Source organism: Silvibacterium sp. (assembly GCF_047605705.1).
GTDB lineage: Bacteria > Acidobacteriota > Terriglobia > Terriglobales > Acidobacteriaceae > Silvibacterium.
Genome location: NZ_JASGFD010000084.1, coordinates 1 through 12836, shown reverse-complemented (window position 1 = coordinate 12836; position 12836 = coordinate 1). Strand labels below are relative to the sequence as shown.

The 12836-nt window shown below is 62.4% G+C and carries 11 protein-coding genes; 6 read left to right on the top strand and 5 right to left on the bottom strand.

From position 1 onward, the window contains the following. The 4 genes from QM649_RS19265 to QM649_RS19250 all read left to right on the top strand — a co-directional run. Positions 1-1424: formate--tetrahydrofolate ligase (locus QM649_RS19265; RefSeq protein ID WP_415200706.1), on the top strand; the 1424-nt coding region annotated here is incomplete at its 5' end. A gap of 461 nt (positions 1425-1885) precedes the next feature. Then, positions 1886-2104, top strand: coding sequence for a hypothetical protein (locus QM649_RS19260; RefSeq protein ID WP_415200705.1), 219 nt, complete (start codon positions 1886-1888; stop codon positions 2102-2104). A gap of 406 nt (positions 2105-2510) precedes the next feature. Then, a complete protein-coding gene (locus QM649_RS19255) occupies positions 2511-3128 on the top strand; it encodes a TlpA family protein disulfide reductase (protein ID WP_415200704.1) in 618 nt (205 codons plus the stop codon). A 44-nt stretch (positions 3129-3172) separates the two neighbouring features. After that, the gene (locus QM649_RS19250; RefSeq protein ID WP_415200703.1) at positions 3173-4888 is read left to right on the top strand and encodes a glycosyltransferase family 4 protein; all 1716 of its coding nucleotides are present in this window, start codon (positions 3173-3175) and stop codon (positions 4886-4888) included. A gap of 300 nt (positions 4889-5188) precedes the next feature. On the opposite strand, the gene QM649_RS19245 is transcribed toward QM649_RS19250, so the two are convergent. Continuing rightward, entirely contained in the window at positions 5189-6514 is a 1326-nt protein-coding gene (locus tag QM649_RS19245) for a reverse transcriptase family protein (protein ID WP_415200702.1), read from the bottom strand. 246 nt (positions 6515-6760) lie between these two features. Then, entirely contained in the window at positions 6761-7564 is an 804-nt protein-coding gene (locus tag QM649_RS19240) for a TIGR03435 family protein (RefSeq protein WP_415200701.1), read from the bottom strand. A 246-nt stretch (positions 7565-7810) separates the two neighbouring features. Between QM649_RS19240 and QM649_RS19235 the strand changes: the two genes are divergently transcribed. Beyond that, positions 7811-8209 carry a BlaI/MecI/CopY family transcriptional regulator gene (locus QM649_RS19235; RefSeq protein ID WP_415200700.1) on the top strand — a complete coding sequence of 133 codons (399 nt, stop codon included), beginning with the start codon at positions 7811-7813 and terminating at the stop codon, positions 8207-8209. Then, entirely contained in the window at positions 8206-9966 is a 1761-nt protein-coding gene (locus tag QM649_RS19230; RefSeq protein ID WP_415200699.1) for a M56 family metallopeptidase, read from the top strand. The genes QM649_RS19235 and QM649_RS19230 overlap by 4 nt, the downstream gene beginning before the upstream one ends. Before the next feature lie 15 nt (positions 9967-9981). On the opposite strand, the gene QM649_RS19225 is transcribed toward QM649_RS19230, so the two are convergent. The 3 genes from QM649_RS19225 to QM649_RS19215 form a co-directional block, all read right to left on the bottom strand. Then, positions 9982-10989 (bottom strand): hypothetical protein, encoded by a 1008-nt coding sequence (locus QM649_RS19225; protein ID WP_415200698.1) that lies wholly within the window; start codon positions 10987-10989, stop codon positions 9982-9984. A 193-nt stretch (positions 10990-11182) separates the two neighbouring features. Beyond that, entirely contained in the window at positions 11183-11893 is a 711-nt protein-coding gene (locus QM649_RS19220; RefSeq protein ID WP_415200697.1) for a tetratricopeptide repeat protein, read from the bottom strand. A gap of 403 nt (positions 11894-12296) precedes the next feature. Then, positions 12297-12836: M20/M25/M40 family metallo-hydrolase (locus QM649_RS19215; protein ID WP_415200696.1), on the bottom strand; the 540-nt coding region annotated here is incomplete at its 5' end.

Below are 12836 nucleotides of genomic sequence, written 5' to 3'. Positions count from 1 at the left end.
GGCTGGTGCAGGGGCTGGAGACGATCGGCAAGCGGGCGATCCTGGCCTCGCGCGAGCCGTCGCTGGGGCCGGTCTTCGGGATGAAGGGCGGAGCCGCGGGCGGCGGGCGCTCGCAGGTGGAGCCGGCGGAGAAGATCAACCTGCACTTCCACGGCGACTTCCACGCGATCAGCTCGGCGCACAACCTGCTGGCCGCTCTGATCGACTCGCACATGTTCCACGGCAACGAGCTGGATCTCGATCCCGAGGGCATCACCTGGCCGCGCACGCTGGATATGAACGATCGCGCGCTGCGGCGGATCACCGTCAGCGTTACCGCAGCGGACAAAAAGCAGCGCGACGGCAGCAACCGGCCGAGCGGCTTCCTGATTACGGCGGCGTCGGAGATCATGGCGATCCTCGCGCTGGCGGCGGATCGCGAAGACCTGCGCGCGCGGCTGGCGCGGATCGTGATCGGGCAGGATCGCAAGGGCAACCCGGTGCGCGCGGCCGATCTGCATGCGACCGGGCCCATGATGGCTCTGCTGCACGAGGCGCTGCTGCCGAATCTTGCGCAGACGACGGAAGGCACGCCGGCCATGGTGCACTGCGGGCCGTTTGCCAACATCGCGCATGGCACCAGCTCGGTCGTCTCGCAGAAGATGGGCATGCGGATGGCGGACTACGTGGTGAACGAGACCGGCTTTGCGTCGGACCTGGGCTTTGAGAAGTACATGGACCTGGTGAGCCCGCTTTCGGGCATCAAGCCTGCGGCGGCGGTGCTGGTGACGACGGTGCAGAGCGTAAAGCAGCAGGGCGAGGGCGATCTCGAACGCGGGGCGGCGAACCTCGAGAAGCATATCGGCATCGTGCGGGGCTTCGGGTTGCCGGCGGTGGTGGCGATCAACCGCTTCCCGAACGACACCGAAGAAGAACTGAACATGTTACGCAGATTTTGCGAGGAGCGCGGCGCGGAGTTTGCCTTGTCCGAGGCGTATGCGAAGGGCGGCGAAGGCGCGGCGGCACTGGCGCGGAAGGTCGTCGAGGTGATCGAGGCGAACCCGGAGCCGAAGCTGACGACGACATATGCCTTCGGCGACTCCATCGTGGAGAAGATCACGAAGGTGGCGCGGACGATCTACGGCGCGGACGCGGTGGAGCTGAGCGAGCAGGCGAAGGCGAACCTCGAGCGCTACACGCGCTGGGGTTTCGGCGAGCTGCCCATCTGCATTGCGAAGACGCAGTACTCGCTGAGCGACGATCCGAAGCGGCTGGGCGCGCCGTCGGGCTGGACGCTGCACATCACCGACATCGCGCTCTCGGCGGGCGCGGGCTTCCTGGTGGTGATCTCGGGCTCGATGATGCTGATGCCGGGGCTGCCGAAGGCCTCGCGTGCGCTGAACATCGATGTGGATGAGAACGGCGAGATTACGGGGATGTCCTAGAAGACGGGGAGCGCTTTGCTTCATTCCCACCTCTCGAAAAGGGGTGGGGCACCCCGGATGATTGTTTGTTCCTCGCATGGATAAACCGCAGGTCTCTCCACTGCGCTCACCTTGTTCGCTCCGGTCGAGATGACAACGCCGAGGGATTGCTTTCCACTCAAGCCGGCTTCGGGCTTGCATCGTTCAATCGGATTTGTGGAGTGACCCACATCTCAGAATCGAGATGTAGGGCCCTCGATCTTTTCTCAGCGGCGGAGTGAGGCAGTTTATTTTTTTGCCTTGACAGCGGCGTCTCCTGGTGGCAACTTAGTGTCCGCTCGTGGAATCGTTACCACGAGCACCGAATTCCCAGCTCGAACAGCTCGTGAAGATCAGCAGTCCTGCCGTTGCGGCAGTCACGCTGTGATGGTGGCGCTGTTGTTGAGGGAACAAGGAGCCCTCCCCCTATGAAATGGAAGCTGATGTTACGCACGCTCCTCTATGGGAGCTCGTTGACCGCGCTTGCGGCCACCGTTCACCAGGTCATGGTCCCGATGAGAGCCCATGCCGAACCAGCCTGTTGTAACTACGAAGAACCGGATAACTCCTGCGGGGGCGGCGCCATCTGCAAGTACACCAATGACGAGTGCCAAACCTCCGATAGTGCCAATGCCAACGGCTGGACCTGCGTCGACGATTAGAGAGTCATCTCGACTTGTTAACGACAATCACCCACGCGGTGCGTCGCGGGTCGCAGCCGGACCGCGTGCCTAACAGTGGAGGACTCCTCATGAGATGGAAGCTGACATTACGCACGGTTCTATATGGAAGCTCGCTGGCTGCCCTCGCGGCCACGGTGCACCAGGTAGTAGTTCCGCAAAAAGCCCATGCCGAACCTGCTTGTTGTCTCGCGGGATCAGAGAACTCGTGCCCGAGTGGCGAACTTTGTGAGTTCACCAATGAGGCTTGCAACCAGAGCTCTGCTAATCAGCAGGGCTGGACCTGCGTCGACCAGTAGCGATTCTCTCAACCATCTGTCATCCGTAACCCGAGCGGTGCGGCATGTCGATGCTTGTCGCACCGCTCTTATCGCCGTGGAGGAATCGCATGGAGTGGACGAATACCGGGCAGCCGGCTTCCGAGCCCGCAGCCTCATCTTCGAAGAAGAGCGCATCGTTTCTGGATCGGGGCGCGCTGCTGATCCTGTTCGCTGTATCGATCGCGCTGAATTTTTTCCTGATTGGACGCGTGCACCAGCTCACGCATAAGGCCAGCAATGGGCAGCTCCTGACGATTGGCGCGCAGGTTCCTGACATTCATGCGCAGACCGTCGACGGTGTGCCGGGCAAGGTCGTCTATGCTTCGAGCTCCGTGCCGACGGTGCTGTATGTGTTCACGCCGCAGTGCATGTGGTGCAAGCGCAATCTGCCGGACCTGCATGCGCTGGCAAACCAGGCGGGCGGCAAGTACCGGGTGATCGGCATCTCGCTGACGGATCGCGATCTGAAGCAGTACATCGCTACGCAGCACCTGGACTTTCCTGTCTACACGCACCTCGACAGCGACACGATGGCGAAGTACCAGATGGGTGGAACGCCTGCGACCATCGTCGTCTCGCCGGACGGGAAGATTGTGAACTCGTGGGTAGGCGTGTACGGCGACAACATCAAAAACAAGATAGAGAGCACGTTAAGCATCTCGCTTCCAGGATGCTGCCAGTCGTGACGCGCACGCTGGAAGATACGGCTGCGGCAGCTTCAGGATCAGCGATGGCCGCATCACGGCGCATCGCGATCCTGTGCACCGATATGCTTGGCGGTCCCGGCGCTGAACCGAAGGGCAGCGCCGGGCTGCTGTCTGCGCTGCTGAAGCCGCTGCGGAAGATTCTTTCGCAGCGGCAGATTGTGTATGGCGCATCCACGGCCTACCGGTCCTTCAACACAGCGATGCTGCATCACTCCACCGCGGCGGAGACGGTGCTTATCTCTTACCCTTCGATGGTGCAACGGCTGCACCAGCAGCTGAAGAGCACCCCGTTACCGAAAGGCAGCGCGGCAGCGGTCTGCAACTACTTCGACGTGGCAGCCGAGTTCAAAAAAGGCTGGTATGCCTGGTTCGATGACACAGGTAATTTCTGCAACCCCTTCGATCTTCGCGCGAACTTTGCCTCGTCGTACTATCCGATTCTGTTTTCGCACCACACGGTGAGTTATCAGCACCAGCTAAACAACCGGTTTCTTCCGCTCATTCTTGCCGAGACGCAGCCGTGCGATTCGTTTGTGTGCACGAGCTATGCCGCACGCAGGCTCGTCGACAACCAGCTGCAACATATCAGCCATGCGTTAGAGCGCAGTCATGGGCTGCATGCGAGTTTTCGCGGGCGTCTCGATGTGATTCCGCTCGGTGTGGATACCGAGGTCTTTTCTCCGCGGCCCAAGGATGCGTCGCGCAAGCATTTCGGCTTCTCGCAGAAAGAGACGCTGATTCTTTACTTCGGAAGAATCTCGGTCATCGACAAGGGCGATCTTTTTCCGCTGGCGCAGGCTTTTGCTGAACTGCGGCGGCGCAATCCGGACGAGAAGCTGACGCTTGCCATCAGCGGGCGCGGACACAAGGGCTACGATCAGCTGTTGAAGGAGAAGCTGAAGGAAGCAGGGCTCTCGGCCGGTGTCGTGTTTCTGCCCGGCATCACCGATGAAGAGCTGCCCCTGCTGTACAGCGCGGCCGATATCTTCGTTTCACCTTCGGACAACATCCAGGAGTGTTTCGGGCAGACGCCGCTGGAGGCGATGGCCTGCGGCGTTCCGCAGGTGGTATCGGACTGGGATGGTTATCGCGAGACGGTTGCAAACGGCGAGACCGGATTTCTGATCCCGACGTACTGGATGGAATGCGACAGCGATCTGGGCCCGTTATCGCAGGTGTATGCGGAGAACTGGCAGGCGGATCATTTTCGCCTCGCGCAATCGGTCGCGATGGATAACCGCGCGCTGGTTGAGAGCATGGAAGTACTGGTCCGGCATCCGGAGCTGCGGGCGAAGATGGGCGAGGCCTCGCGGCGGCGGGCGGTGTCGCTGTTCTCTTGGAAGAAGATCGTCTCCGATTATCACGCGCTGGCGGATGAGTTGCGGCCGATCGCGGAGAGCATTCCGTATCGCCGGCCGGCGCATGCGTCGTATCGCCAGCCGGAGTATTTCCGCTTCGCGCAGCACTTCGCGAGCACGATCCTGAACGACGCGACCGTGGTGGTGCGTTCCACAGGTGCGGGTTCCGGAGAGATCTTCGTTCCTTATGCCGGAAAGCTTCTGAACATGACGGAATTTCACCAGTGGAATGTGGCGCAATCGCTCGCATTTGCGGAGAAGCCTATCTCGGTAGGCAAGCTTGCGGCGCAGATCGCACGCTCTTCGTCCTGCAGTGAGGTGAGCGCGAAGCGGCAGATCATGTGGTTGATGAAGTATTCGCACCTGGTGACGGTGAATTAGAGCGCATCGACGTAGTTGTTTGGTGACTGTATCTCAATCTCGAAGTTGTCATTCCGACCGAAGCGACCGCAGGGAGCGCAGTGGAGGAACCTGCAGTAGGCTGCCGGTTTCCGAGCATCCTCGCACGCGCTGGTATAACTGCAGGTTCCTCCACTGCGCGAGACAAGAAAGCCGTCTCGCTGCGGTCGGAATGACAAGCTTCTTCTAAAAAATCCTGTAAAAGCAGGCTTCAGGGGTTGTCGCTACAACCTGGAACGGCAACGACGCGAGGGCCATGGTGACGATGGTCTTTATCTGTTCTTATCGATTGCCGCCATTTGCTGCATCGCTGGGCCACTGGATCTGTGCGAGCAGCGCGCGGAGATGCGCAGATCGCGCGGGATGCACCATGGTGGCGAAGGCCACCTTGCCCTCAAGATGACGACGAAAGTCGGCGTGTCCGTCGCGGTTCTGGCTTGTGGGTCCCTTGCGCACGCAGTTGGTTAGGATGGCTTCGAGGCGCTCCATCTCGCGCCGGGGCAGGTTGGGTTGCGTGTTGAGTGTGAGCCCGGCCAGGTGTTGGCGCACTCCGCGCCGCATCAGCTTCGTCTTGCGGGGATGAATGTGGAAGCCTTCTTCCGTAACGATAGCTGTTACGAATTGCATGAAGCGGTCCGCTGCGCGGGCGAAATGCGCATCGCCGGAGAAGGCGAGGTCATCGGCATAGCGCGTATAGGTGGCTCCGGCTTTGGCGGCAAGGCCTGCGACGCGGCGATCGAGCCGGAAGGCGCAGAGGTTCGCGATGGCAGGAGATGTGGGCGCGCCCTGCGGAAGATGCGGCCGGGCATAGAAGACGCGCGCATGTTGCAGTGCTGATGGGCTCAGCTCGCAGCCGGTGTTTCTCCAGACCGAGCGTGGCGTGGTGGTGGTGCAGAGGCCGCCGAGCAGGTCGGCGACAGGTTCGGGATAGCCGAGGGTGCGGAAGAGCGCCTGCACGCGCGGGCCGCTGATGGATGGAAAGAATTCCTGGAGATCGATGCGCAGCACGGCTTCGCGCGCGGCATGCGGCGAGGTGAAGGTGAGGATGGAACGTCCGCGACGAAAGCCGTGCACCGCGGGATGCAGCGGGATGGGCGCGAGGATCTCATGCAGGATGCGGCGCTGCATGCTCCTGAGCTGCGGCGCGGGTATTTCCAGCAGGCGGATGGCACCATAGGGCTTGGCCAGAATGCGGCAGGTGTAATGCTGCAGGAGCGAGGCCGATGCGTTGCGATGGAGTGCCTTTCGATTCAGGTCATGCAGGTCGGCAAACCACTGGAGGTGTCCGGGCTCGAGCTTGAGCCAGTCGGCGAGGTCGCGGATGCTCTCAAGCCTGAGCAGCGATGTGCCGGGCAGCGGCCGCATGCGTGGCGCTGCGGAGACTGGAACGGGTGGAAGCAGACCATGCCGCTCGATGAGGCGTTTGAGGATCGGCTCGTGGTGAAGTTGTTGGACGAGTTGGCGGATGCGCGGTTGCGGGCGTGGCGCTGTCCAGGAGAGCGTGCGGGCGGCGAGACGTTTGAGGCTGGCCGCCGGGGGCTCGGTGCGAAAGGCAGCGCGCAGCAGGGCGAGATGCGCTTCGGCTGTTTGATCCGCGTAGAGAAGCATGCGCGCGAGCGAGAGAAACTCGTTTCGATGGCGGGGTAGAGGTTGCAGCGGATGCTCCAACGAGTCTGACTTTGCGTGAGCTGGTCTGCACAGCGTGCAGGGAGGCTCATGCGGTGCCTGCTGTATTCGGGGTGTTGCCCCGGGGTAGCCCCGGAGAGACCTTGCGGCCGGCTTGGAGCACCCGCTCGCGCACCATGATAGCAAGGGTGTGGGTTGGTTCGTGTTGCAGAGGGTGGTTGCTGTCGGTCAGTTCTCGGTCGGCAGATGTGACGCGTCAATGACGAGAACGGGAACGGGCTCTTTTGCAGGCACCAGTTTCAGCCCCAGTTGCTCTTCGAGTGTTGTGAAGGGCGATGGCGCCTTGTCTCCCTGCGGCTCTATGCTCAGGGTAAAGTTCCAGTTTCCGGTGAGGCCGGTTTTATCGAGGATGGGGCGGTCGATCTGATCGGAGCCCAGCGAGCCTGGAAGCTGGTGGACGATTTCATTCATGGTGACACCGAAGGCGCGGGTGGTTCCTCCAGACATGGTGAGGAAGTCTGTTCGCGGAAATGCAGGCGGCATGTCTTTCATCTCGGCATCGGTTGCCGGAGCAGAAGGCTGGAGCTTGTGACCGCCCTTCGCGATGACAAGATCGAAGACAGATTCCGGGCGCGTCTCTGTGTGAACCTTCAATCCAAATCGATCGGCAAGGATGCTTTGCATCATCGCGCCGCGCTGATCTGGCGAGAGCGCCTTCACTCGCTCGAGATCTTCTGGATCGATGGTGGCTTCGAGGTCCCACATCTTCTCTTCAGCCCATCTGGGAGCTTGCAGAACGAACTCGTAGCGCACGGAATAGGCGCGAGAAGCGAGCGCACGCAGATTCAGGATGCAGTGCAGGCGCGCTGGCTGTGTCTCGCAGCCTGTGAAGGGACGGTTCTCTGCGGCGAGATGAACTGCAGCGGTTGCATATTGCGGAGAGGCCGTTGCGGGCGAGGCCTGAGCACAGGCTTCCATCGGAAGCGCGGCAAGCACTGCGGCAGCGAGCAAAGCCATGGCAGACGAGGTCATATCTCCCGAACCAAGCGACATCCTCTTTGACGTAGAGGCCCACTGGTTTGTCACGCGAAATCCATAACAGGCCTTTGCGATAACAAAGATCTTACCTATGCCAGTCGCAATGCGGATGAACGTGGATTGCTCAAGATTTGTGCGCAAGCGGGATGCCCAGAGTCGAGGCTGGGAGCGGCAATGGGTTTTCTGCAGACTCTTTTCTCTTTTTCGCGTCTATTACCACATGTGTAGTAGATTCTTTGTGTGAGGAGGCTGACCCTGGCGACGGCAAAACTTTCCAAGCTCGAGTTTCAGATCATGGAAGTGCTCTGGACGAACGGAGACGGCTCCATCCGCGACATGCTGCAGGCGTTGCCGGGCAAGAAGCGGCCTGCGTATACGACCATCCAGACCACGGTAAACCGCATGGAGGCGAAAGGCGTGGTTGCGCGTGTGGGGCAGGTGGGCACGTCGCATATCTACCGGCCGATGGTGACGCGGGAGAAGGCGCAGCGCGCGCTGGTGGAGGATCTGCTTTCGATCTTCGGCGGGCGCTCTCAGCCGGTGATGGCGCACCTGGTGGAGTCGGGCAGCGTATCGCTCGAAGACATCAAGGACGCGGAGGCGGCGCTGCGCAGGCTCTCGAAGGGCGGCAAGCGATGAAGCTGGATATCTACTTTGCCATCCAGTTCCTGCCGGCGCTGGTGAATCATCTGCTGCAGACGACGGCGGTCTTCTTCCTTGTATGGGTGCTCACGGCGATGCTGCAGCGGCATCGCGCTGCGCTGCGCTTCCGGTTGTGGATGGCGGCATCGTTGAAGTTTCTCGTGCCCTTTTCGCTGCTGATTGCTGCCGGGCAGCATCTTCGTCCGGAGGCGGCGCAACCGGTGGAGACGCGGGCTGTCGGGCATCTGGTCACGCAGGCCGTGCAGCCGTATGCGGGACCGGTGCTGCCCTCACAGATGCTGGCTCCCGTGCGGTATGAGAAGCGCAATACAAAGGTCTACATGGCCGAAGGGATGGTTGTGCTCTGGATGCTCGGAGCCTGCGCGGTCTTCGGCTTATGGCTGCGGAACTGGATGATCGGTGCAGGCATCGCGCGCCGTGCAGCACCGTGGATGACGATGGAGGGCCTTGCAGTACGGAAGACGCGTGGCGTGCTCGAACCGTGCGTCTTCGGTCTGATCCGCCCAGTGCTGCTGATGCCGGAGGATCTGCCTGCGCGACTGACGGCGCAGGAGATAGACGCGATTGTGGCGCACGAGCTGTGCCATGTACGGCGCCGCGACAACCTCACCGCGGCTCTGCATGCCGCAGTGACGGCACTCTTCTGGTTTCATCCGGCGGTGTGGTTTGTGCGGGCGCGGTTGCTCGATGAGCGCGAACGCGCCTGCGACGAAGGCGTTGTGGTCGCGGGCAACGATCGCGAGCTGTATGCGCAGAGCATTCTTAACGTGTGCAGGATGTACGCCGAGGCTCCGGCGGATGCCATGGCCGGGGTGACGGGTGGCGAGCTGACGCAGCGCATCGTCCGCATCATGACGGAGGCTGCGTCCATGCGGCTTAGCGGCAGGCGGAAGATGCTCCTCGCCTCCGCGGCTGCGCTGCTGTGCGGTCTGCCGCTGGCCGCGGGCGTGCTTGGCGCGCGCGCGGCGTATGCGGACGATGCGGGTGTGCCGATTCCGTTTGAGGTTTTCTCGATACGGCCGACCAGTATGGCGCCACAATCCGGCGCTGGAGGCCCACTTGGAGGCATCCGGCCCGATGGCTATTCCGCGCATGGCTGGGATCTTTGGAGCAGCATCATGATGGCGTATTCGCCCAGAGATTTTCATGGATGGAAGAGCGACGATATTGTGAACTACCCAAAGAGCTCCTGGGCAAAGACGCGCTATGACATCGACGCGAGAATCCCGGCGGCGGACATCGCGCGTTGGCGTGAACAGGATGCTCAGCATGAGTTGCTGAGTGCTGCATTGCGTGAAGCATTGCAGGAGCGTTGTCACATGGCTGCGCATGTCGCACAGCGAGAGCGGCCCGTCTTCGCGCTGACGCTTGGCAAGAAGCCGCCGAAGTACGATAAGGTGACCGGAGCACAGATCTACCCAGAGAACAGTTTTGCGGTCGGTGAGGGAGTGCTTGTCCCTGGCAATCATCCACGATTGCTCAATGTCTCGATGACGACATTAGCCGAGTTTCTGTCGAATGGTTCTGACCGGCACATCGTGGACAGTACCGGGCTTAAAGGGCTCTATAACATCACGTTGATTCGGCTGCCGTACGAGAAGCGCGATGCGAGTGAACCGAGGCCGGCAAGTCCTTTCTTCGACCTCGAGGCCAGCGGCTTCTCCCTCAAGCCGACAACGGCGATGCTGCCCACCATCGTCATCGATCATCTGGAGCCCCCGACTCCGAACTGATGTTTCGAGTGCGGCTCAGCGCGCGTGCATGAGGATGTGCTCGAAGTCCTTGAGGGCGGCGGCTGCGGTGGCTCTGGGTTCGCCTGCGCCTCCGGTGACGATGAGCTCGCCCATGTCGTCAGTCACGATGCGGACGGCCTTGCTCTTGCCGGTGACCTGCGCGAAGGCGTGCTTTTCGGGATAGAGCCTGAGGCCTACTTCGCCTTTGACCTCGTTGCGAGATTTTGTGAGGCTGCCGACCAGCTTCGGAACAAGGCACTGCTGCTTCCATTCACGGATCTGCGCGGCGGTGATGCCTTCGAGGCCGCGGACTGCGAGGTCGCGGATCGACAGGCTTGCGCCGAGCCCGGCGTTGGCGAGGATGGTGAGCTTGCAGGCGGTGTCCCATCCGCCGATGTCGAAGGAGGGATCCTTCTCGGCGATGCCCGCGGCTCGCGCCTGGGCGACGGCTTCGTCGAGGCCGAGCTCGCCTTCGGTCATCTGACTGAGGACGTAGTTCGCGGTCGCGGTGAGGATGCCTTCGAGGCTGAGCACCTCGCAGCCGCGGAGGTTGTATTCGAGCAGGTCGATGGTGGGCAGCGCCGCGGCGGTCGCGCCGCTGACCTTCAGCTGTACACCGTGCGTCTCGGCGAGGCGGTGCAGGCCGGGGTAATCGAAGACGAGCGAGCCCTTGGAGATGGCGAGAACGTGGCGGCCCGCTTCGAGCGATGCCTTGACGTAGAGATAACTGCTGCCGCCCGTGCGGAAGTCGGTGGGGCCTGCGTCGACGACGACATCGGTTGCGATGGAAGAGAGGAATTCCGTACCGGTGAGGCCGGGCGTCATGATTTCCGCAGTGAGCGTAAAGGGGTCGAGGCCGTCCGGATTGTGGATGCCTGCGCGCGAGGTGCAGGCGGCGACGACGCGGACATCGGCGTGATAGAGCGTGCGATAGCGTTCGCGGCGTTCGTGCGCGAGGCGGGCGACGGCACGGCCTACGCCGCCGAATCCCGCGATGGCGATGTTCCAGCGCTTGACGGTCACTGTGGATTCTCCCTGGAGGGCATCGTATCCCAGGCCGGTGTAAGGCGAACTGCAGGTTCCTCCACTGCGCTCACTTCGTTCGCTTCGGTCGGAATGACAGTATCCGACGGGTGAGAAACGAAATCTGCTTCAACGCAGAACAGCCCGCGCGGGGCGCGGGCTGTCGGGTGGTGCGGACGGAGTTGCTGGTGGCTTACTTGCCGCCGGCCAGCTTCTGGGTCGCGATCTGTGCCGCGGCCGAGCCCTTGTCCTTGTCCTTGATTTCGGCGTAGAGCTTCTTGGCCAGGGCGGGGTTGCTGGTCTCGTAGAGGGAGGCCAGTTCGAGCTTGGCGGCCGACTCGGGAACGGCCGTCGTCGGGTGCTTGATGACGTCGTTATAGACGTCGATCGCCTGGCTCTCACGGCCGGTCTGGCGGTAGAGGCCGGCAAGCGCCATCTTCGAGAGCGAAGCGATGTCGCTGTCGTGCGCGTCGGAGGCCTTCTGCAGTTCCTTTTCGGCGGAGGCGGTCTGGTTCAGATCGATATAGGTGAGGCCGGCGAAATAGGCGGCATTCTTACCGGTCTCGAAGAAGCTGTAGTTGTCGGCGACCTGGACGAAGAGGGGGTTGGCGGCCTTGGAGCGGTCCGCGGCGGTCTTGTAGACCGGGGTGTTGGGCAGCGCGGGCTGTCCGGGGGCCTGGAGGGCGGTGTTGTAGACGTCCATCGCCTCGCCGAACAGGTTATCGGCCTTGTCCGAGCGCGAGTTGTAGATGACCGCGCCAGCGATGGCCAGGGCTGCGACCACTACGACCAGAATGGCAAGCCGGATGACGGTGCTGCGGTTGGTCTCGATCCAGCCGATGCTGGATGCGGTGGCTTCGGCGAAGCCGTCCTGTTTCAAGGCGTGACGTGTCTGTGTGTCCACTCTCGGTCCTTCGGAATCTGCTGATGCGGGGGAGATTGGCGGAGGCCACAAGGCTCCAGGGCCGACTCCGCGCGCAGGCTTCCAGTTTAGCAAAAACTGATCCGGGCCGGGCGGACTGGCCCCTCGCGTGGGGCGATCCGCCTTTGGAGGTGCCTTCGTGGGTCGCTGGGTGAGGGGGGGATTTGGGGTTCGTATGTCCCCCTCTTCGGAAATGTGTGTACCCACGTCTCAGAGGCGAGACGTGGGGCACCCGGATTCTTGCTGGTTTGAGGGAGAACTGCAGGTTCCTCCGCTTCGGTCGGAATGACACTTTTATTGGGGTTCGTATGTCCTCCACTCAAGCCAACGGATGGCTTGCATGGGCCACCCTCGGGGTTGGGCACCCGGATCCTTATTGGCTGCTTTACTTTGCGCTGAGTGTGGCCAGGGTGCGGGCGAGGGTGCGGGTGGCCTGGGCGATGTGTTCCGGCTCGGCGTGCTCGTCGGGGCGGTGGCTGACTCCTCCCCGGCAGGGCAGGAAGAGCATGGCGACCGGGGCGATGCGGGCCATGAAGAGCGCGTCGTGATAGGCGCGGCTGACTATGCGCCGGAAGGGCAGCTGTTCGGCCTGCGCGGCCTCTTCGAGTGCGGCGAGGATGGCGGGATCGGAAGCGGCCGGGCGGTCGGCGTTGATGGGCTCGAAGCGGATAGCGACGCGGCGGCGGTGGGCGATTTCGGAGGCGGTGGTGCGGATGTGCGAGTAGACGCGATTGCGGCGGTCCTCGTCGGTGTCGCGGAGGTCGAGCATCAGCTCCACCCGGCTGGGGATGGAGTTGACCGCGCCGGGGTGCACGCGGCAGACGCCGACGGTGGCGACGGTGTCGATCGCGCCGGAATTGAGCGCGGCGGCCTCGATGGCGAGCGTCAGCTCGGAGGCGGCGCAGAGCGCGTCGCGACGGCCGGG

Coding starts and splice junctions, on each gene's coding strand:
- QM649_RS19260 (WP_415200705.1), top strand. CDS start 1,886: ATGTTACGCACGCTCCTCTATGGGAGCTCGTTGACCGCGCTTGCGGCC.
- QM649_RS19230 (WP_415200699.1), top strand. CDS start 8,206: ATGAAGCTGGATATCTACTTTGCCATCCAGTTCCTGCCGGCGCTGGTG.
- QM649_RS19240 (WP_415200701.1), bottom strand. CDS start 7,564: ATGACCTCGTCTGCCATGGCTTTGCTCGCTGCCGCAGTGCTTGCCGCG.
- QM649_RS19245 (WP_415200702.1), bottom strand. CDS start 6,514: ATGCTTCTCTACGCGGATCAAACAGCCGAAGCGCATCTCGCCCTGCTG.
- QM649_RS19250 (WP_415200703.1), top strand. CDS start 3,173: ATGGCCGCATCACGGCGCATCGCGATCCTGTGCACCGATATGCTTGGC.
- QM649_RS19255 (WP_415200704.1), top strand. CDS start 2,511: ATGGAGTGGACGAATACCGGGCAGCCGGCTTCCGAGCCCGCAGCCTCA.